At 40.0% G+C, this 20,414-nt stretch carries 16 protein-coding genes, 2 pseudogenes and 1 riboswitch; of the genes and pseudogenes, 4 read left to right on the top strand and 14 right to left on the bottom strand.

Annotated elements, in window-relative coordinates:
• Positions 1–95: 95 nt before the first annotated feature.
• The 8 genes from JCM10991_RS03650 to JCM10991_RS03615 all read right to left on the bottom strand — a co-directional run bounded on the left by JCM10991_RS03650 (position 96) and on the right by JCM10991_RS03615 (position 8,480).
• Positions 96–596 carry a pyrophosphohydrolase domain-containing protein gene (locus JCM10991_RS03650; RefSeq protein WP_025020590.1) on the bottom strand — a complete coding sequence of 167 codons (501 nt, stop codon included), beginning with the start codon at positions 594–596 and terminating at the stop codon, positions 96–98.
• Positions 583–1,116: an NUDIX hydrolase gene (locus JCM10991_RS03645; protein WP_025020589.1), complete on the bottom strand. Its 534-nt coding sequence runs from the start codon at positions 1,114–1,116 to the stop codon at positions 583–585. Before JCM10991_RS03645 ends, JCM10991_RS03650 begins: the two co-directional genes overlap by 14 nt.
• A complete protein-coding gene (gene nth, locus JCM10991_RS03640) occupies positions 1,116–1,769 on the bottom strand; it encodes an endonuclease III (protein WP_023859016.1) in 654 nt (217 codons plus the stop codon). The genes JCM10991_RS03645 and nth overlap by 1 nt, the downstream gene beginning before the upstream one ends.
• Before the next feature lie 15 nt (positions 1,770–1,784).
• Positions 1,785–2,483 (bottom strand): DnaD domain-containing protein, encoded by a 699-nt coding sequence (locus tag JCM10991_RS03635; protein WP_023859017.1) that lies wholly within the window; start codon positions 2,481–2,483, stop codon positions 1,785–1,787.
• Positions 2,484–2,571: 88 nt separating this feature from the next.
• Positions 2,572–3,873: an asparagine--tRNA ligase gene (asnS, locus tag JCM10991_RS03630; RefSeq protein ID WP_025020588.1), complete on the bottom strand. Its 1,302-nt coding sequence runs from the start codon at positions 3,871–3,873 to the stop codon at positions 2,572–2,574.
• Positions 3,874–3,889: 16 nt separating this feature from the next.
• Positions 3,890–5,077 (bottom strand): pyridoxal phosphate-dependent aminotransferase, encoded by a 1,188-nt coding sequence (locus JCM10991_RS03625; protein WP_023859019.1) that lies wholly within the window; start codon positions 5,075–5,077, stop codon positions 3,890–3,892.
• 23 nt (positions 5,078–5,100) lie between these two features.
• Entirely contained in the window at positions 5,101–5,619 is a 519-nt protein-coding gene (locus JCM10991_RS03620) for a cell wall elongation regulator TseB-like domain-containing protein (RefSeq protein ID WP_023859020.1), read from the bottom strand.
• Positions 5,620–5,681: 62 nt separating this feature from the next.
• Positions 5,682–8,480 (bottom strand): helicase C-terminal domain-containing protein, encoded by a 2,799-nt coding sequence (locus tag JCM10991_RS03615; RefSeq protein WP_025020587.1) that lies wholly within the window; start codon positions 8,478–8,480, stop codon positions 5,682–5,684.
• A 148-nt stretch (positions 8,481–8,628) separates the two neighbouring features.
• Between JCM10991_RS03615 and mvk the strand changes: the two genes are divergently transcribed.
• The 4 genes from mvk to fni are packed head-to-tail and all read left to right on the top strand — an operon-like array spanning position 8,629 to position 12,660.
• Positions 8,629–9,576, top strand: a complete 948-nt coding sequence (gene mvk, locus JCM10991_RS03610; RefSeq protein ID WP_025020586.1) for a mevalonate kinase — start codon at positions 8,629–8,631, stop codon at positions 9,574–9,576.
• Between the two features lie 15 nt (positions 9,577–9,591).
• A complete protein-coding gene (gene mvaD / locus JCM10991_RS03605; protein ID WP_025020585.1) occupies positions 9,592–10,575 on the top strand; it encodes a diphosphomevalonate decarboxylase in 984 nt (327 codons plus the stop codon).
• Positions 10,568–11,623, top strand: coding sequence for a phosphomevalonate kinase (locus JCM10991_RS03600; protein WP_025020584.1), 1,056 nt, complete (start codon positions 10,568–10,570; stop codon positions 11,621–11,623). The genes mvaD and JCM10991_RS03600 overlap by 8 nt, the downstream gene beginning before the upstream one ends.
• Positions 11,624–11,634: 11 nt before the next feature.
• Positions 11,635–12,660, top strand: coding sequence for a type 2 isopentenyl-diphosphate Delta-isomerase (fni, locus tag JCM10991_RS03595; protein ID WP_025020583.1), 1,026 nt, complete (start codon positions 11,635–11,637; stop codon positions 12,658–12,660).
• Between the two features lie 153 nt (positions 12,661–12,813).
• On the opposite strand, the gene JCM10991_RS03590 is transcribed toward fni, so the two are convergent.
• The 6 genes and pseudogenes from JCM10991_RS03590 to JCM10991_RS03560 form a co-directional block, all read right to left on the bottom strand.
• Complete coding sequence (locus tag JCM10991_RS03590; RefSeq protein WP_023860630.1) at positions 12,814–13,395, bottom strand: ECF transporter S component; 582 nt, start codon at positions 13,393–13,395, stop codon at positions 12,814–12,816.
• 78 nt (positions 13,396–13,473) lie between these two features.
• Positions 13,474–13,588: riboswitch (FMN riboswitch) on the bottom strand.
• Positions 13,589–13,824: 236 nt separating this feature from the next.
• A complete protein-coding gene (gene era / locus JCM10991_RS03580; RefSeq protein WP_025020582.1) occupies positions 13,825–14,727 on the bottom strand; it encodes a GTPase Era in 903 nt (300 codons plus the stop codon).
• Between the two features lie 27 nt (positions 14,728–14,754).
• The gene (locus tag JCM10991_RS03575) at positions 14,755–15,183 is read right to left on the bottom strand and encodes a diacylglycerol kinase family protein (RefSeq protein WP_025020581.1); all 429 of its coding nucleotides are present in this window, start codon (positions 15,181–15,183) and stop codon (positions 14,755–14,757) included.
• A pseudogene (gene ybeY / locus JCM10991_RS12515) lies at positions 15,164–15,644 on the bottom strand (rRNA maturation RNase YbeY). Before ybeY ends, JCM10991_RS03575 begins: the two are co-directional and overlap by 20 nt.
• Before the next feature lie 4 nt (positions 15,645–15,648).
• A pseudogene (locus tag JCM10991_RS12510) lies at positions 15,649–16,661 on the bottom strand (PhoH family protein).
• 220 nt (positions 16,662–16,881) lie between these two features.
• Entirely contained in the window at positions 16,882–20,160 is a 3,279-nt protein-coding gene (locus JCM10991_RS03560) for an SEC10/PgrA surface exclusion domain-containing protein (protein ID WP_025020580.1), read from the bottom strand.
• Positions 20,161–20,414: the final 254 nt, after the last annotated feature.

Raw genomic sequence — 20,414 nt, 5'->3', positions numbered from 1 at the left:
TGATAAAGTATCTAACTTCGCATAGTACCGATACCTTTATAATCATAAAATCAAAAACCAGCCAAGTACTCACAAGCATACTTGGCTGGTTTTAATTACATATCTAATATCCTTTGTTTTTCAAGTGTAGCTTGAATTTTACTTTCCGGGCCATGCCAATTATCGGGTTTAAGTACTTTTTTAGTACGTGAATCATAGTGGGGACGACCATCGGGAAAAAGCTTTTCTAGATTAGCTTGGTGAATACTTGTAATAATTTCTTTCGGGTCAATCCCCATTAAAGCAAAAGTTCCATAAGCTAAATAAATTAAATCTCCTAAAGCATCACTTTGTTTCACTAAATCCGGATATGACGGACGTTTTTTCATTAAAACTTTCTCTTCTGCTCGTTTCAATGCTGCCTCAATCTCAACAAATCTGGCTTTAATTTGGCTTTTTCCATGAGCATCTGCCACTAAAAATTCTAATAACTCTTCAAGCATGAATTCACTACGATAAGCCACTTCTTGATTCGGCAATTGGGTGGGTCGTTCCTTAATTCTATCATCAAAAATTTGGTGAAACTCTCTAACCATTTGATAGTTATCTTTTATCATACTTTATGGCCTCATTTCTTAAAAAATTCTGTATAATCTGCGCAGTTAATCCCCAAATTAACCGTCCTTTGTACTCCCAAGTTTTAACATAACCAGATAAAAGAGGATAATTTTTTAGGTAACCTTGTAGTGTAGTGGGTAAATTTTTAGTTTGGGCTAAGTCAAAAATTTCTACCGGATGAGCTTTTAACCAGGACAAAGGTAACCAAAATATTTCTTCAACTTCGGCTGGTGCAGGATTTATTTTATGATAAGTAACCATACTAATTTCGGTAAAATAAACTTCAATGGGACGCGGATGGGTTAAACGCATTAAAGGCACCTTAACTTCAAAATCCTGAGGAGACAGACCCAACTCTTCACAACTTTCCCGTACTACAGCCGCTAAGGTGGATTCGCCAGCTTCAACTTTTCCACCCGGAAAACAAACTTCACCAGGTTGAGAGATATTCGGGGCCCGCACTTCTAGGAGCAACCGATCTTGATACTTCACAATTAATACAGCAGCTAGCGGGCGCATCAAACATTCACCTCATTCATTCTTCTTTTTCCTTCCTGACACATTGCCAATAATGGGCAACTTGCACAAGCCGGATTACGAGCTGTACAAACTTGCCGTCCCCAAGTGATGAACAGGTGATGAGCGTGAATCCACTCTTCTTGAGGAATTTTAGTCATTAAAACCTTTTCAGTTTGTAACACGCTAGCATCAGTTGCCACCATAGCTAAACGCTTGGAAACCCGCTCCACATGGGTATCAACAGCTAAAGCGGGAATATGAAAACGCTCAGCCAAAACAACATCTGCCGTTTTTCGCCCCACTCCCGCTAGACTTTGTAAATCGCGATGATTTCGAGGAACTTGACTGGCAAAATTATTAACTAAGTCACGGGCACAAGCTACTAAGTAGCGAGCCTTATTGTGGTATAAGCCTAATGTACTGATGTACTTTTCAACTTCAATTGGTTGAGCTTGCATCAAATTTTCTGGTTGTGGGTAAGCAGCAAATAAAGCCGGAGTCACCCGATTAACTGCTGCATCTGTTGTTTGAGCACTCAAGATTACGGCTAGTAAAAAATGAAAATCACTATCTGCTACTAAACTTGATCCCACCTTTGGAAACTTCGTAGCCATTACCGCTAAAGCTTGAGTAGTCGCCTTTTCATCAAGCATCTTTTTCCTTCCTTCCTAATCTTGAGTCCACTTTTTCAGGGGGATTTTCTTCCCTGTCCCCTTAGCTTGATTGCTAGCTGACCAGGCTTGTTTTTGATAACGCTGGTCGCGTAACTTTTGCACGTCAGCTGGTGTCCGAATATTTTGTTTCTCCCAAGATAATAAAATTTTATCCATATACTTCAGGCTAGGTGCCTGATTCATCACAGCTTCGCGCAGTGCTAATTTAACAATAGCTGGTTGGTAATGGTCCTGACTAAACCACATGGCGATTGTTTCAATCTCCATCGGGGTTAGCGCCCGGCCAAATTCACTTTCAATGGCACGATAAATATCTTCGGCTTGGATTTGCTCTTGGACTTGTTCAGCTTGAGCTTCTTTTTGCGTTAAAACGGCCGCTAATTTATCTAGCAATAAATCAAAACTATAAACATCGCTACGTTTACCATCAGCAGCCGTTTTTTGATCAATCTGCAATAATTTCTTGTCCAAAAGACTCTGGACCATCCCATAAATATCAACGATTTTTTGTTGCATAATTTGAGCAATGACATTTAAATCTGGTAAACTTTCTCCTCTTTGGAGATAACTTTGCATTTGCAAATACAGCATAAACTCACTTTCCGTCATACCTAGGGTCCGGTAATGTCGTAACACCAAACCAGAAACATCCACTTGGCCGGCCTGTAAATAGGCTTTCATGAATCCTTCCATCTTCTTTCCCCTCCTAATCTCTTCTCTAACATTATAACAAGAAAAAAATAAGACCACCATTTGGAAGTCTTATTTTTAATCTTTTTAATTATGGGTAAATCCGGTTCAACAAACGTGGGAATGGGATAGCTTCACGGATGTGGCTTTCACCAGTAATCCAAGTTACCGCCCGTTCAAGTCCCAAACCAAAACCTGAATGTGGTACAGAACCGTAACGACGTAAGTCAAGGTACCATTCGTAATCCTTCAAGTCTAAGCCAGCTTTCTTAATTTCGGCTTCTAATTTCACGGGATCAGTTTCCCGTTCAGAACCCCCGATAATTTCTCCATAACCTTCTGGAGCTAACATATCGGCACAAATTACTAAATCTTCGCGGGTTGGGTGGGGTTTCATGTAGAATGGTTTGATAGCCTTAGGGTAGTTAACTACAAAGACCGGCTTTTCAAAGTGGTTGGCCAAGTAAGTTTCTTCTGGCGAACCGAAGTCATCGCCCCACTTAGTATCAGGAAATTCACCTGAAGCTTGAAGTAATTCAATCGCTTCATCATAAGAAACCCGCGGGAATGGTAATTGGGTGTACTTACGTAAAGTTTCCTTATCCCGACCTAAGATATCTAATTCATAGTCACAGTGATCTAAGACGTTTTGAACCAAGAAAGCCACGTATTTTTCTTGAATTTCCAAACTTTCCTCTTGGTGCATGAAGGCCATTTCTGGTTCAATCATCCAAAATTCAATTAAGTGGCGCCGAGTCTTTGATTTTTCAGCCCGGAAGGTTGGGCCAAAAGTGAATACCTTTCCGTAAGCCATGGCACCGGCTTCAGCATATAATTGTCCTGACTGAGATAAGTACGCATCTCTATCAAAGTATTCGGTATGGAATAATTCTGAAGTCCCTTCTGGAGCTGAACCTGTCAAGATAGGGGCATCTAACTTCGTGAAACCTTCTTGGGCGAAAAATTCGTAAGTTGCCCGAATCATTTCGTTACGCACTTTCATAATTGCAAACTGCTTGGAAGAACGTAACCACAAGTGACGGTGATCCATCAAGAAGTCCGTCCCATGTTCCTTAGGGGTAATTGGGTATTCTTCACTTTCCCCGACCACTTCGATATCTTCAATCGCAATTTCGTAACCGAAATGTGAACGGGTATCTTCATGGATTTCTCCCGTAACATACATACTCGTTTCTTGCTTTACTTCTTTGGCTAATTGAAAGACTTCTTCAGAAACTTTATTCTTAACCACCACTCCTTGGAAAAAGGCTGAGCCATCACGTAATTGCAAGAAGGCAATTTTCCCACTTGAACGCTTATTGGTCAACCAAACGCCAATCTTTACTTTTTCGTTAACGTGGTTTTTTGCGTCGATAATGCTAATTGTTTCCAAAAGCTTTCCTCCTAAATTATTGTTGATGTGTTTGGATAAATTTGTAAATCCGATTGATTGCTTCTTCTAAGGTTGCCCGATCAGCTGCATATGAGATTCGCACACAATCTTCCATCCCAAAGGCTTCACCTGGCACAATAACAACTTGTTGTTCCGCCAATAAAGCTGCTACAAAGTCATTGGTTGAGTCAAAGCCACAAGCTTCGACCGCACCTTTGACATTAGGGAAAAGATAAAACGCTCCTTCTGGTTTCGGACCGACTTCAAAACCGGCAAGATTTTCAAGCATTGGATAAATTAAATTCAAACGTGCTTCATACTCTTTGCGCATTTCTTCCACACATGATTGGTCACCTGTCACCGCCGCCAAAGCTGCGTACTGGCTAGCGGCGGTGATGTTACTTGTTACGTGTCCTAGAAAAGCTGTAAGCTTAGCACTTACTTCCTGAGATGCCACCACATAACCGACCCGCCAACCAGTCATGGCATAAGCTTTGGATAAGCCGTTAACTAAAATTGTATTTGCTTGAATCTCTGCTGACAGTTCAACTAAAGAAACGAACCGATTACCATTATAAACTAACTTGCCATACATGTCATCTGCTAGCAAGAGAATTTTATGGTTCACCGCCCAATTTCCAATCGCTTCTAACTCCTCACGACTATAAATTAAACCGGCCGGATTTTGAGGGGTATTTAGAATTAATAGTTTTGTATGATCCGTGCGCTTAGCTTCTAAATCTGCGACTGTGACCTTCAAATTCTGAGAAGGTTGGACAAAAACGGGCTTAGCTTCCGCCAATTTAACTTGTTCCCCATAACTTACCCAATAAGGCAGAGGAATCAAGACTTCATCGCCGGGATTCAATAAAACTTGGGCCAAGGCATAGAGGGCTAACTTCCCTCCCGTCGTGATAACTACATTTTCGGCAACGTAATCAGTACCATAATCTAAATTAGTTCTTTGAGCCACAGCTTGTCTTAATTCAGGAATCCCGGCAGCAGGAGTATAAGAATTAGCTTTATCTTGTGTAATTGCCTGAATGGCAGCTTGCTTAATAAAATTTGGAGTTTCAAAGTCTGGTTCCCCAATGGACAAGTTTAAGACCTTTAAACCCTGAGCTTGCATTTCTTTTGCCTTAGCTGAGAGGCTTAAAGTTGCAGAGGGAGTAATATTTAATGCTCGTTTTGAAAATTCTACCATATTCACGACCCTTTCTTGAAGCACTAAAGATTTTGAATGGTTTGAATAACCGTTCCTTCTTTGAAGGAAATTACGTCATAACACAGTTGATGATTTTTGTTATAGTAAGTAACTTCCCAAACCGGAAATTTGTGTTTCTTTTGCGTCCACATACCTAAGGCAACTTGGGTAATCTTTTGCGGATGGCGATTTTTAGCTACCAGCTGGCGGGCTTGCTGGACAGAAATTCCCTTATTTTGGGAGTAAATGTTAACTTTACTAATTTTCCGGTCCTTAACTGCCATAACAACATAGTACGACTCACCCTTTTGGTCACGCCCACTGATTGCATAGTAATCGTCACCACGTTCAAACCAATAAAAGTCATCAACCTTAGTGATTTTGGCGTACTTGGCTGCAACATTTTGAGCTTGTCTTTTAGCATTAAAGTAAGGTAGTTGGGCCGCGATATATATATATAGCATCGCACCTAATACAGTAATCAAAGTCAAAATCCACCCTAAATTGCGCCAATTAACTGCCCTTTTTCGTGTTCTGCGCATAAATGTTCACTCAATCCTTATTATTGTTTGTGACTTTTTCTCACAACACTTTGATTATACCATTATTTTGTATGAGAATGATGATTTTCAAAAAATTCTTTCACTGCTTGACTAATTTTTTGACTAGTAAATTCTTTTTGTAGTAAAGCCGATGGTAAGGCATGACGGAACTGCTGACCATAACCTTTCGTAACCACTCGACTGTCTAAAACTACTAAAGCCCCCCAATCATCTTCCGAACGGACTAAACGTCCAAAACCTTGCTGAAAACGTAAAATCGCCTCAGGTAAGGAAATTTGGCTAAAAGGATTTTTACCTTGCATTTGCACTCTTTGATAACGCACCGTATTAATAAAGGAATCTGGTACCTGAAAAGGCAAACGAGCAATAATCAAGAGCTCTAGTTGCTCATTGGGTAAATTAATTCCTTCAAAGAAGGTCCCCGTCCCTAGCAACACGGCTTTCTTATCCTGATCAAGACGAAAACGCTTAGCTAATTTCTTGGGGCCACCAGTTACACCTTGAGCATAAATCACCCTTTCTTTGGTCAAACCCATGTGTGCTAGTTTTTCGTAAACTTGAGCAATACTATTCAAAGAATTGAACAAAACTAAGGTTTGACGCTTGGTATCACGAAGTATTTGCGCCAACATTTGCGCTTGGTACTCTACATATTGGCTTTCTTCAATCCGCGTAAAATCTGGACCATCGTTAACTAAGAAAGCTTGAGCTTGATTTCGATAGTCAAAAGCTTCCTCATAACTTTGTTCTTGTAAACCGGGGTTAAGATCTAACTGATCCAAAACATAAGCTTTCGTAGCACGGGTAAAAATCCCAGCCCCTACAAAAGCAACCTTATTAAAATGACGGTAAACTTGTTTTTGCAAGTAATCACGTCCACTTAATAAACCAAAATGAAGACGTAAGTGGGCATTTTCTTGCCCATAAACAAAGCTTAACCAAAAAATTTCTGGATTTTGGAGCTGTTCAACTTTTTCTAAGACTAACTTTTGGTACAAAATCATAGCTTGTTCTAATTGACTTACCAAGTGAAAATAATCTTGCAGTAAATCAGCATGACTTTGGCTCAGTCCTCCGAGATTTTGTGCCGCTAACATCCGAGTCTTGAGACTTTGATTTAAACGGCTAAATTCTGCTTGAGCCTTGTAAATCCGTTGAAAATCTGCAATATTGGCTTTAATTAGTCCCCGTAACTTGGAATTTTCTACTCTGACCTCGGTAATCCCAAATTTCTGATGTTTTTTTGGCATTAGATAAGCCATAAATAAGGTTCGTATGGCGATAATTTCATGGTCAATCACCCGTAATGCACGTAACAATTCACTAAATTGTTGTTTACTTAATAAAAGCTGGTTAATCAAATCATAAAAAGAAACGCTGACATGCGATTGCATCTTAACCGCAATTTTGTCGGATAGAATCTTAATGGCATCAAAGTCTAAAACCTCTTGATTACTCTTAATAGCTGCTTGCACCAAGTGATGAGCTTCATCGACAACCAGCACAGCTTGACCACTGCTGAGTTCTGCCGCATGACTAACCAAGTTGGCATGGGTGGTCACCACCATTTGAGCTTGCTTAATACGGGTTGTTTGTCTTTGCCAAAAGTCATACGGATAAAAAATATCGTCATTTTTGAGATAATCACTAGCCGCCATACTATCAAGGTAAGGTTCTTGATTTAGATGTAATTCATCCAAATCTCCGGTTTGAGTCTCTAAGAGCCACACCAAGATTTTCATCTGCAAAAGTCGAACATGTTCATTTTGAGGAATTTTTAAGCTTGACCAAAAATCTTTCAAACTTAGAAAATGGCTTTTAGCCTTACTTTCAACCAATTGTGGTGGGATATCAAATAGTGGCGCCACCTTTGTCTGGTATTCTTCTCCTAATTGTTTAGCTAAAGTCATGGTTGATGTTGCTAAAACTACCTTCTTACCAGCTAAAGCCTGGAAACTAGCAGGTAAAAGATAGGCCACCGTTTTTCCTGAACCGGTCGGTGCTTGCAGGAGCATTTCGCGACTTTTTTTTTGTTTAAAAAAGGTCTGTAAATCATCCATCATGGCTCCCTGCTTCTTCCGTAAGGTTAGCTTATTTTTGAAAAAAGCAACTTTTTCCTGGTCACTTTGCGGATAAGTAGCTCCTTGACTAGTAGCAGTCTGGCTTTGGGGACGTCTAATCACGATATCTTGCACCAAAACCCATTCATTAGCCAAACTTTCGCTTTGTTTCTGGCGCGCCGCTATTTGAAAGACTCGCCCGGTTTCATAAACTAGACTTTGCCCTAAGAATGCCAATTGCTTAAGCGTTGCTTGCGGTAAAGTTGCTACTTTTTGAAGAATTTTAGTTAAAATTTGCGCCGTCACCAAGGCATCACTATCAGCCCGATGCGGTTGGTGTGCAAGTTTGAGCGTACGACTTAAATCTTCCAAGCGATATGAAATAAATTTGGGGTAAACAATCTGGGCTAATTGAACCGTATCTAAACCTGGTAAATCTAAAGATGGATATCCTACTCTTTCGAGTTCATAATTCAAAAAACGATAATCAAATTGGATATTGTGCGCGACAAAGACCGTCTCTTGTAAAAAAGCATATATACTGCCAGCCACTTCTTCGAAGGTGGGAGCTTGTTTTAAATCAGCTTGCTTGATACCTGTTAAATTTTGGACTTCCTCACTTACCGGACATAAAGGATTCACTAAGGTATCAAAAGTATTGACTACTTCGCCTGCCTGCATTAACACACAGGAAAATTGAATAATCCGGTTTTGACCATCAAGACTGGTCCCCGTCGTTTCTAAATCTACGACAGCATAAGTTGTTTGGTTGTTCACCATGCTCACTACTTTCTAGTGTGTAATCTGTATTTATTTTACCACATTTAGGTAAGGATTGCTTTAGCTTGTCGTTCCAAGACTTTCTTTGTATAATTAATTTGATTACAATTTTTAAGCATAAAAATAAATTTTTGAAAGGAAAATTTCTATGTATCCAGTCATTTCGGGTGCCCGTGGTACTAGTCATGCTAAGATCATCTTAATGGGGGAACATGCCGTTGTTTACGGCCAACCTGCTATCGCCCTACCCTTACTGACCGTCCAAACTCAAGTTACAGTCACAACTTTACCTTGCCAACAATTTCTCTTAGAAAGTGACTACTATTCCGGCGCGGTAGCCGATTTACCAACCCAAATGCAGGGCTTTAAAGACCTCATTATGCACCTAATTACCGCTCATCCTAACAGTCCGGGATTTAAATTAACACTTACTAGCCAATTGCCAGCCGAAAGAGGTATGGGTTCATCAGCAGCAGTAGCCGTAGCTTTGGTCAAAGCCCTGACTAATTTCTACCAAGATCAGCTCAGCCACGACGAGCTCCTAGACTTGGCCAATATCGCCGAAAAAGCCACCCATAAAAATCCTAGTGGACTTGACGCCGCTACAGCAGCTAGTAACCAACCAATTTGGCTCATTCGCGGACAAAAACCCCGGCCCATCCCGATTAAGATGAATGCCTACTTGGTAATTTGTGATAGTGGAATCAAAGGCCAAACCAGTCAAGCTATCCAAATTGTCAAAAAAAAACTGATAGAATCACCCCAAGCAGGCCAAACGACTCTCACAAAGCTCGGACAATTGGCTTATAAAAGTCGCGAGTTTTTGGCCAAAAATCAGATTCAATCCCTAGGTCAAGCCTTTGACGCCGCCCATCACGAACTTCAAAAACTTGGTGTTAGTCTACCAGCACTCGATAACCTCATTACCATAGCCCGTCAAAACGGCTCAATTGGCAGTAAATTAACTGGCGGTGGTCGAGGAGGCTGCTTTATTAACCTCTTACCAGACTACGCGAGTGCCAAAAACTTAGCGGTTCAGCTCAAAGCCGCTGGCGTACGCCAAATTTGGATTCAAGCTTTAAACCAATTAAATTAAGAAAGGAAATTTTCGATGTTAAACAGCGCTAGTGCCCGTGCACATACCAACATTGCCCTTGCTAAATATTGGGGCAAAAGAGACGAAGAGCTCATTATCCCTATGAACTCTTCTTTATCCTTAACTCTAGATCACTTTTACACCGATACTCAAGTCACTTTTGACGACAGTCTTACTGCTGATCTCTTTGAACTTGATAATCGAACTTTACCAGCCACTAAGTTAACTCCTTTTTTAGACTTAGTACGACAAAAAGCTGGGATTAAAACTTTTGCGGCCGTTAAGTCCTTTAACCACGTACCTAATCAAGCCGGACTGGCTTCCTCGGCTTCTGCCTATGCAGCTTTGGCAGCGGCAGCTAGCAAAGCTGCCGGTCTCGAGCTCACCCGACCCGAACTTTCACGCTTAGCGCGACGCGGATCTGGTTCGGCCAGTCGCTCCATTTACGGTGGTTTTGTAGAGTGGCAAGAAGGCCACGACGATCTCACTTCAGTGGCTGTTCCAATTGAAGAAGAAACAGACTGGAAGATTGGTATGCTCGCTATTATTCTAAATGCTGGGGTCAAGAAAATCGCTAGTCGTGCAGGAATGCAACATGTCGTAAAAACTTCACCTTACTACCCCGCCTGGGTTAAAGAAAGTCAAGCTGATATTGATGCTTTAAAACAAGCCATCGCTAACCGTGATTTTACTCAATTAGGAGAGATTTCGGAAAGTAACGCCTTACGCATGCACGCACTAAACTTAGCAGCGCGCCCACCATTTTCTTACTTTGAGGCTAGCACTATCAGGGCAATAACCATGATTGAGGAACTTCGCGCCCAAGGAGTGTCATGTTACTATACTATGGACGCGGGCCCTAATGTCAAAGTCTTATGTCAAGAAGAGGATTTACCAACTATCAAGGCCTATTTGGCACCGGCTTTTGGAACGGAAAATCTGCTCTTTGCTCGACCAGGACAAGGAGTAAAATTCTTGGAAGGTGATCTTCATGGCTAAGATTAAAGTTCCAGGCAAGCTCTTCCTAGCTGGAGAATACGCTGTCACTCACCCGGGGCAACCAGCCATCATCATGGCCGTAGATCGCTACCTCACTGCCCAGATTACGCCCAGTCTCGAAGGATTTATCACTTCTAATCAATACCCGGGCAAGGTCCAAAAATTCACTCGTAAAGCCAACGGTGACCTTCTTTTTCTTAAAGAAGACCGACACTTTGACTTTATTATGACTACTTTAGAACAGGTGGAACAATTAGTTGCCCCGGCCAACCGCAAAAATTTTACGCTTCATTTCACTAGCCAGTTAAATGACGCTGTCAGCGGACATAAATATGGACTCGGATCTTCAGCAGCAGTAACCGTTGCCACTGTCAAGGCTCTCAATGATTTTTATAACCTAAAGCTCTCCAAATTAGCTATTTTTAAGCTTGCATCCCTAAGTCATCTCTTAATTCAAGGTTCGGGCTCTGGTGGCGATATTGCGGCCTCAACTTTCGGAGGTCTGATTGGCTACCACAGTTATGATCGTCAATGGCTCCAAGCCAGGAGACAAATCCTTAATATTAAAGAATTGTTAGCTACCGACTGGCCTAACTTAAAAATTGAAAACCTACCTTGGCCTCATGAACTTTTTTTCGAAGTTGGTTGGACTAATCAGGTTGCAGACACAAGTCAACTTTTGAAAAAGAAAGCTCTATCACCTGCAGACCAAGCAGAATTCTTAAAAGAGTCTCAAGCCGTCGTTGAAGCCTTAATTATAGCCTTTAAAAACGGCTTACATCCTCTCTTATGGCCCGGTTTCGCTAAAAATCGCCAGTTTCTCTTGGATATGGCTCAAAAACGACACTTCACACTGGAAACACCGGCTTTAAATCAATTGATTGAACTCGCTTTAGAAAGAAATGGTGCTGCCAAAACATCAGGAGCTGGTGGTGGTGATTGTGGCTTCGCTTTTTTTGAAAGTCAAAATGACGCTATCAGGACTCGCCGAATTTGGCGTAAAAATGGGATTATTCCCTTACAGCTCAAACTCGATCAAGAATCGTGAGGAGGTAACTTATGGATCCACATATGCATCGTAAGTATGAACACATTTCCCTAGCAGAAAAATTTTATGCCGAAGCTAAGGACAACGGCTTCGACCAAGTTCAACCGTTGAGCCAAAATTTACCCGAACTAGCTTTAGCTGATATCCAATTGGACAGTCGATTAGCTGGAAGAAAGATGACCCGGCCTTTCTTTTTAAATGCGGTTACCGGCGGGAGTCCCCAAGCTCAAAAAATCAATGAAAGTTTTGCTCGCGTCGCTGCTAAGACCGGCTTGGCCATGGCTGTCGGCTCCCAGAGTATTACTTTCAAATTTGAAGAAAGCTTACCTTCTTTTACTCGGGTGCGGGAATTAAATCCTGATGGACTATTGTTAGCTAATTTAGGAGCTCACCACCCCCTCGTAAACGCCCAAAAAGCTGTCGACCAAATCCAAGCTGATATTTTAGAACTTCATGTTAATGCAGCCCAAGAATTAACCATGCCTGAAGGCGACCGTGATTTTTTCTGGCAAGATAATATTGCAACCGCAGTTAATTCTCTTTTAGTTCCCGTAATAGTTAAAGAGGTTGGCTTTGGTATGAGCCCACGGTCCTTACTGAAACTTGCTAACCTAGGCGTTAAGTATGTCGACTTGGCTGGTAAAGGCGGTACCTCTTTTGTACAGATTGAAAACTTCCGTCGCCCCCAAAAAGAACTAGCCTTTCTGGATAACTTAGCTTTAACCACAGCACAAAGCCTGATTTTGGCTCAACCTTACCGAGAGAAATTGTCCTTAACTGCTAGCGGTGGCATTCGGACTGCCCAAGATATCGTTAAAGCCTTAATTTTAGGCGCAGATAATGTAGGAATTTCCGGTCACTTCCTGCACGTCTTACTCAAACAAGGTGAAGTCGGTCTTGAAGAAGAAATTCATCGTTTAACAGAAGAAATCAAACTCATTATGCTCCTACTTGGTTGTCAGACAATTGCTGAACTTCAACAAGTGCCTTACATCTTGACAGGGCAACTCAAAGATTATCAAGCTTTCAATAACTAATAAAAGTCCTTACGGGGACTTTTTATATTACTCTTGTATGCAGAACTTACAAATAGTCACACCAATGAAATGTATGAAGTCCTTCTACAATAAATTAAGCCAAATTAAAAACATCTCTCAAACCAAATTTGGTTGAGAGATGCTTTTCTAATACTATAAGAATTGCCGATGTTTTTTGGTAATCCAATGATATAAATTAACATAAATTAGGGCAAAGACCGTCCCTACTAAAATCCCTTTAATAAGGTTAAAAGGCACAACCCCTGTTAAAATTAAGGTTGGTAAAGGAACATTAATCTTTAAACCCAAAACTGCCATGTAAACCGGAGTAATCACCGTCCAATTAGCCAAGGACAAGAAGAAAGTTAAAGAAACAGTTCCAGCTGCAATTGCCCTGAAGTAATCGAAAAGTTTAGGCTGTTTATCTTTTAACAAGAAGTAGATTGGTAAGCATAAAGCAAATGTCGCCAATAAGTTGCTACCGACCCCAATGATTGATGGTAAAGCTAATCCCTTAATTACCAGATATAAAACCGACCTCACAATAGCAATCATTGACCCGCCGAAACCCCCTAAGGCAAAGAAACCTAATAAAATCGGCACATCAGCGAAATCAATCGACATCCAAGGGACAATCGGAATGATTGGGAAGTGGAAAAACATCAGTAGATAAGAAATTGCTGCTAAGCAGGCAATAATTACTGATTGACGAACAGTTGTAGCTTGTTTACTCATGGTTAAGCATCCTTTCTTAGATTACCTTCATGCTTAGAATAAAGAAAAGGTCCTATTTGTGAAAATAGGACCTTCCTATCCTACCTTCTCTCATCCAGACTTTACTGTCGGTTTTGGAATTGCACCAAATCAACCCGAAGGTTCGCGGACTATCACCGCCGGTCGGGAGTTACACCCTGCCCTGAAGATAAACCAATATAAATTTTATTAACACCTATATGATACAACGCTTTCATAATTTTGACAAGAATTTTACAAAGTTTTTTCCTTATTTTTATTCAAACAACCAAAAGAGAGTGGGAAAAAACTATATTTTCAATTAAATTTTAAAAAATTTCTATCAAAAAACGCTAGAAATTAACGTTATTAGCAACGTAATTTCTAACGTTTTTAGCTTTGAGACCTTTCTCCTAGCCTCTTTTCTCATATTTAGTATTCGTTTTCGTTATAACCAAATGCTTGTAAGTCGACCTTACGATCTTTCCAATTAGGTTGGACCTTGACCCATAATTCAAGATAAATTCTATCTCCCAACATGAGTTCAATATCCTTGCGAGCTTTAACCCCAATGTTTTTCAACATTTGGCCACCTTTACCAATGATAATTCCTTTTTGACTCTTTCTTTCAACAATAATTGAAGCTTGAACATGTAGTTTTTCTTCATCTTCTCGATTGATTCCCTCAATTAAAACAGCCACAGAGTGAGGTACCTCTTGACGGGTCAATTCCAAAATTTTTTCCCGGATTAATTCACTCATAATAAATCTTTCAGGGTGGTCAGTAATCATGTCTTCAGGATAGAATTGCGGACCTTCTGGTAAATGTTGTTCAAGCGAAAGTAATAATTCTTCAACATTGTTTCCTTGTAAAGCTGAAATAGGAAAAACTTCCGCGTATGGTAAGGTATCCTTGTAATCATCCATGATTTCTAATAATTTATTGGGATGAATTTGATCAATTTTATTAATAACTAAATATATTGGCTTTTTGACGTTTTTGAGACGATTAATAATGAAGTCATCCCCCTTGCCCCGCTTTTGCGTAGCATTCACCATAAACAAAACAGCGTCAACTTCGTTCAATGTTGACAAGGCTGATTCCACCATAAAGTCACCTAAACGACTTTGTGGTTTATGAATCCCTGGTGTATCAATAAAGACAATTTGGGAGCTATTCGTTGTATAAATTCCTTGAATCTTATTACGAGTCGTTTGAGCCTTGTCGCTCATAATGGCAATCTTTTGGCCAATAACGTGATTTAAAAATGTTGACTTGCCGACATTAGGTCGTCCTAAAATCGCTACAAAGCCTGAATGAAATTGATCTGTCAAAGTATTAATTCCTTCCTCTTTTTAATTTTATAAACTTAACAACTGCCATAAATGTGGTACAAAAATAATCGCACCTACAATCATGGCATAAATAGCCGCCAGTAAGACCGCACCCGCAGCCATATCTTTGGCCTTTTTAGCGAGGGGATGCCGTTCCATCCCGGTCGTTAAATCAACGACATTTTCTAAAGCCGAATTCCAGATTTCACTGGATAAAACTGCGAAGATGGCGCTTGTCAACCAAAGCCACTCCATGGTTATTAAGTGAAACCACCAACCTAAAACGGCCACTAAAATTATTGACGTCACATGAAAACGAACATTTCGTTCTTCTCGATAAGCAGTCACCAAACCTAGAATAGCAAATCCTAGTGAATGGAAAAAGTGACGATTCTTCCAACCACTAACATTTTCAGGCTTTTTGATGATTTCTTTTTTAGTCTCTTTTAAGTCCATAGGCATCTAAGATTTCCTTTTGTAAGCCAAACATTTCCTTTTCATCAGCCGCCCGCATATGATCATAACCATTTAAATGTAAAAAGCCATGCACCACTAAAAAACCTAATTCTCGTTCTTCAGAGTGGCCGAGATACTCTGCTTGTTCTTTGACTTTATCCATAGAAATCATGATATCACCGATGTTTTTAGGCATTTTAAAATCAGCATCTTCTGGTATGATAATCTCCATTTCATCGGGATTATCTTCTTCAATTGCAAAGGAAATGACATCCGTCGGTTTATCAACCACGATATTCCTTATTAATTTGATGGATTGCTTCATTATCCATTAAAGTAACTGACATTTCAGTCTCGGAAGGTAACTTAATAAAATTTCCAGCAAACTCAATCAAATCAGCCACCATATCTAATTTAGCTTGAGGTACGGTTTTTGTTTCATCATAAATTTCTAAATCCATGTACTTAATCTTCCTCTTTCATTGGAACTTCTGTTTTTTTACTTTCTTCTTGCTCTTGGGGCCGATCGTAGGCAGAAATAATTGCCGAAACTACCGGATGACGGACCACGTCTTTGGCATCAAATTCGACAAAACCAATCTTTTTAACTCCTTGCAAAACTCGTTTGGCATCAACTAAGCCGATTGGCTGTGACCTTTGGGTAAGTCAATCTGGGTTTCATCACCATTAACCACCATCTTCGAGCCAAAACCTAACCGCGTTAAGAACATCTTCATTTGCGCCCGGGTAGTGTTTTGCGCTTCATCTAAAATCACGAAAGCTTTATCTAAAGTTCGCCCCCGCATGTAAGCTAAAGGTGCAATTTCAATAATGCCCCTTTCAATTAGACGTTCGGTATGTTGGGCTCCCAAGATTGAATTTAAAGCATCATAAATCGGACGTAAATAAGGATCAACTTTTTCTTTCAAATCACCGGGTAAAAAGCCTAATGATTCCCCTGCTTCTACGGCTGGACGAGTTAAAATCAGTCGATCAACCTCCTTACGTTTTAAGGCAGCCACAGCCATAACGACTGCGAGGTAAGTCTTTCCAGTCCCTGCTGGACCAATACCAAAGGTCAAATCATTGTGACGGACCATTTGAACGTATTGTCGTTGACTGTAATTTTTAACCCGAATCGCGTGGCCGTGATTATCTTTTAATAAAACATCACTATATAGATCTTGGAAGTACTCCAAAGTTCCTCGTTGCGCCATATTCATAGCCGAAACCACATCAGCTTCTGACAAGCTCACCCCTTGTAGGAGTAAATTCTCTAATTGACGTAAAACTTCCAAAACCATGGACACATTTTCTTTGGACCCCTCAATCTTAATTTTAGTACCAAAAGGGTTTAAACTTACATCACTTTCTTCTTCGATTAATTTGAGATTGCCATCATTCACTCCACACAAAGCCAACACTAAGTTAGGCTTTTCCAGGTGAAATTCTTTTTCAACCATTTCTTCTGCGGCCAAAACAATCCCTCCTATTTATCCTAGTATTCTTCTTTATTCTACCATAATTCTAGCTTTTTGGATAATTATTCCCTCAAAAGCTCTAGAAATCATTTCACACGCATTCGCGTACTCAACAATCTAAAGAACTAATAAAAAAATGTAGCGCTTTTTGCACTACATTAAAAAGGATATACAACTTCCAATCGAAGTATATACAAGTTTTTAGGGCCAAAAAATACTAGCCTTTCCGGCTTTTCTTAAAAGTAACCCCTGCGCCTAAAGTAGCCAAGACAGTCGTTACTCCGAGTAAAATTTTGTTAATAGCCCCACCAGCCACTTGATCTGCTTGACTATTCACAGTTTTAGCTAACTTCACTGGAGCTTTCTCAACGGACATTTGGTCATCTGCTTGCTTTAAGGCAACTGTTTGCGCTTGGTTAGTTGCTTGGTTAGTTGACTCAACTGATGAATCCACTACTTTAACAGTGTTTTGATTAACACTTTCCTTAAAATTGACAGACTTACTTACCATTGGAACATTGGCGCTTGCTTGGATAGTGTTGCTTACGTGGTAAGTAGCTGAAACAGGCTTATACGCAGAAGCTACACTACCATTAGGAGTCGATACTACTGATTCAGCTACAGATGTTGGCGCCACTGTTGGTCCTAAATCCGTTGCAGTCGATGCAACAGTTACGTGATCTGTATTTTCTGCTACCAAATCTGCGGTATTTTCAACTGCTGTTGTGTCAGTAGTATTAGCTACCGGCTCCTTGTAAGCGGAGGCCACTAAGATACGACCATTAGATTGAGCTAACTTCATTTCAACTTCTTTAATAGCCAATAACGCTTGGTGAGCAGTTTGAATCTTAGTTAATTTAGTTTGAGCCACTTCTAAGTCAGCTTGTTGGCTGGCTAAAACTTCTTGGGCAAGAGTCAATTCTGCTTGAGCAGTAGCTTGCGCTTTTTGAGCAGCAACTAGGTTAGCTTGGGCTTGCTTCAATTGTGCTGGAGCTGCTTGGTAAGTAGCTAATTGGTTTTGCAACTTTACAATTTGCTCTTTTTTCGCTGTTACTTGCTTTTGACTTTGTTTAAGGGCTACTTGAGTAGCATTTAACGTCTTTGTTGCTTGAACTAATTGTGTTTGCTTAGCTTTTAAATCAGCTTGAGCGCTACTAATTTGGTTTTGTAATTCACTCACTTGAGCTTGGGCCGCCACCAAAGCTGCTTGGTTTTGACCTTGCACAGCTGCTGCAACTTGATAATCAGCTTGAACTGTAGCAACTTGCTTTTGAGCTACTTGGACGGCCTGCTTAGCCACTTGGACAGCTTGCGTCGCTTGTCTTTGAGCTTGTGCAGCCAATGTTAATAATTTAGCTTGACTTAATTGATTTGAACTACCAATTTTTTGTGTTAAGTTAGTAGCAGCTTGCTTTTGAGCTACTTGAGCCACAGCTAACGCCTTTTGCTTAGTATCTAAAGTTACTTGCGCTGCTTTTAGTTCTGCTTTTAAGTTTACTAACTTAGCAGATGTGTTCTTAATAATTACTTGAGCTTGGTTGGCTGATGTTTGCGCCTTTTGAAGCTTAGTTTGAGCTTGCGCTTGTTGATTTTGCACTTGACTCATCTTTGTCTTAGCGGCTGTCAAGTCTTTTTGAGCTTGTTTTAGTTGACTTTGTAAGTTATTAACTTGCTTTTGGGCTTGGTTTACCTGGCTTTGCTTATTAGCCACTTGGTTCTTAAGATTTGTGACTTCACTTTGAGCTTGCTTGTAGTTGGTTTCCACCTTTTGGTAACGTGCTGTTTGGTTAACAAAGTTACTTCGGTTGACATTTGACTTTCTAACTGGACTACAGTCAAAGCCATCTTTAATATAAGCTTCAAAGTTGTAGTGAATTTGCCCCATAGAGTCGATACTTAAACCAACATATTCATAGCCTGCATAAGTCACAAAGTTTGTAGCGTGTCCCCAAGAAACATGAGCGTCATTAAACATCATGCTAATAATCGTCCGATAAATTCCGCGCTTCAGATCGTTTAAGCTAATTTGACCTTTACGTAAGTATCCAGCACTAATATTTTCTCCCACGCCTACATGGTTAGCTTTCCCAACTTCGTTTAACCGTTTAACATCGTGAGCCCGGTAAGTGTAAAGTGACCAACCGTCAGCATCGTAAGCCTTAGCAACTTCATTAGCCACCTTGATTGAACCGTTACTTAATTTAAGGTCAGGCATTCCAAATTGACGTCGCATGTTATTAATTAAAACTAAAGTATATTCGTTCAAGTACAACATGTAGTCTTCAGAGATATCATTGTAACTATCAAAAACAATAGTCTTATCTACTTCACTATCAATAAATAAATTATTGTTGTATTCTTTTTCGCCTAAGGTTGTTAATTGCTCAGAAGTTACCCCTTGACCGTGAGCGTAATTCTTCAAGGCTGCTACAAATTGGTTGCTTATTTTAATTTCAGTATCATCAGCCAACACCGCAGCACTTGCATCGTTTAATAACTTCAAAGTACTTTGTAAATTAGCATTAGCCTTAGTTAAATCAGCATTTAAACTTGCTTTAGCTACTGTTAGATCATTAACTTGAGCTTGAGCAACAGTCACCGCGTCTTGTAAACTTTTAACCTTAGTTTCCGCTTTAATTTGAGCTGTTTGAGCTTTAACCACATCAGTTTGATTTTGAGCCAAGGCACTTTGGGCTTGAACTAAAATTTGATCAGCTTTCCGCGCGTTAACAATGGTCGTATTAGCCATATTAATTTGGTCTTTTAAACTGGCAACTTGTTTTTGAGCAACATCTTTTTGAGTTTGAGCAGTGGCTAAGTTTTGAGTCGCTTGAGCCATTTCTTTTTGAGTCGCTTCAATATCCGCTTTTACAGCCTGAGCTTGCGCTAATTTTTCTTCTTGATTAGTTGCAACTTGTTGAGCTTGGGCAACATTAGCCTGTAAGTGTTCTAAATCTACTTTACCTTGTAAATCAGCAATTTTATTATTATTAGCGTCAATTTGGGCTTGAATAGCTTGTAAGTGGGAATTAGCTACGTCAACTTGCTTTTGAGCTGCAACCTGTGCTTGGGAGGCGTCATCGAAGGCGGCTTGAGTAGCCTCTGCTTGAGCTTGCATTTGTGCTAATTCAGTTTGACTCTGAGAATAATCAGCTTGAACTTTTGCAGTGTTGGCTTGAGCTTCGTTAACCAAGACTTGGGAGGCTACGACTTGAGCTTGAGCTTCTTCAACATTTTGGGTAGCAGCTTGAGAAGCTGCTTGCTTTTGACTAACATTCTCGGAATTTGTATATACACTATTTTCGAGAGTTGATACTTTATTATTAGCTTGATTTAAATCTTCATTAACTTGACTTGACATGTATGAGTTAAATTCATTGCTTGTTTGGTTATTGTTGATATCGTCAGCTTGAATTTGAGGAGCTGCAATAACTGATCCACTAACTAATACGGCAAGTGATGCTCCGGTTACAATTGATTTTTTATTCACTTTCATTTTCATAATCTCCATTTGTTATTATTTTTAGTCCGAACATGTTTATACACGTATAATAACACGACTTCGAAAAAGCACAACACCCCAGACTCCCTCAAACTTGACTATACATGTTTGGTAAAAGCAAACTCTTGGTGATATATAAAATTTTTATAACCTTGTTTTTGCATGTACATGTTATAAGGTGGCGATAAATCAACTTTCATTGTCGTTAATAAATAACTTATGCGTAAATTTCCAACAATATATTTCGA

The organism is Ligilactobacillus equi DSM 15833 = JCM 10991 (assembly GCF_000615765.1).
GTDB lineage: Bacteria > Bacillota > Bacilli > Lactobacillales > Lactobacillaceae > Ligilactobacillus > Ligilactobacillus equi.
This window is presented reverse-complemented; position numbering and strand designations above follow the sequence as displayed.

What these genes read in the sequence shown, in the direction of transcription:
- JCM10991_RS03650 (WP_025020590.1), bottom strand. Translation starts at nt 596, where the DNA reads ATGATAAAAGATAACTATCAAATGGTTAGAGAGTTTCACCAAATTTTT.
- JCM10991_RS03645 (WP_025020589.1), bottom strand. Translation starts at nt 1,116, where the DNA reads ATGCGCCCGCTAGCTGCTGTATTAATTGTGAAGTATCAAGATCGGTTG.
- nth (WP_023859016.1), bottom strand. Translation starts at nt 1,769, where the DNA reads ATGCTTGATGAAAAGGCGACTACTCAAGCTTTAGCGGTAATGGCTACG.
- JCM10991_RS03635 (WP_023859017.1), bottom strand. Translation starts at nt 2,483, where the DNA reads ATGGAAGGATTCATGAAAGCCTATTTACAGGCCGGCCAAGTGGATGTT.
- JCM10991_RS03625 (WP_023859019.1), bottom strand. Translation starts at nt 5,077, where the DNA reads ATGGTAGAATTTTCAAAACGAGCATTAAATATTACTCCCTCTGCAACT.
- JCM10991_RS03620 (WP_023859020.1), bottom strand. Translation starts at nt 5,619, where the DNA reads ATGCGCAGAACACGAAAAAGGGCAGTTAATTGGCGCAATTTAGGGTGG.
- JCM10991_RS03615 (WP_025020587.1), bottom strand. Translation starts at nt 8,480, where the DNA reads ATGGTGAACAACCAAACAACTTATGCTGTCGTAGATTTAGAAACGACG.
- mvk (WP_025020586.1), top strand. Translation starts at nt 8,629, where the DNA reads ATGTATCCAGTCATTTCGGGTGCCCGTGGTACTAGTCATGCTAAGATC.
- mvaD (WP_025020585.1), top strand. Translation starts at nt 9,592, where the DNA reads ATGTTAAACAGCGCTAGTGCCCGTGCACATACCAACATTGCCCTTGCT.
- JCM10991_RS03600 (WP_025020584.1), top strand. Translation starts at nt 10,568, where the DNA reads ATGGCTAAGATTAAAGTTCCAGGCAAGCTCTTCCTAGCTGGAGAATAC.
- fni (WP_025020583.1), top strand. Translation starts at nt 11,635, where the DNA reads ATGGATCCACATATGCATCGTAAGTATGAACACATTTCCCTAGCAGAA.
- JCM10991_RS03590 (WP_023860630.1), bottom strand. Translation starts at nt 13,395, where the DNA reads ATGAGTAAACAAGCTACAACTGTTCGTCAATCAGTAATTATTGCCTGC.
- JCM10991_RS03575 (WP_025020581.1), bottom strand. Translation starts at nt 15,183, where the DNA reads ATGGACTTAAAAGAGACTAAAAAAGAAATCATCAAAAAGCCTGAAAAT.
- JCM10991_RS03560 (WP_025020580.1), bottom strand. Translation starts at nt 20,160, where the DNA reads ATGAAAGTGAATAAAAAATCAATTGTAACCGGAGCATCACTTGCCGTA.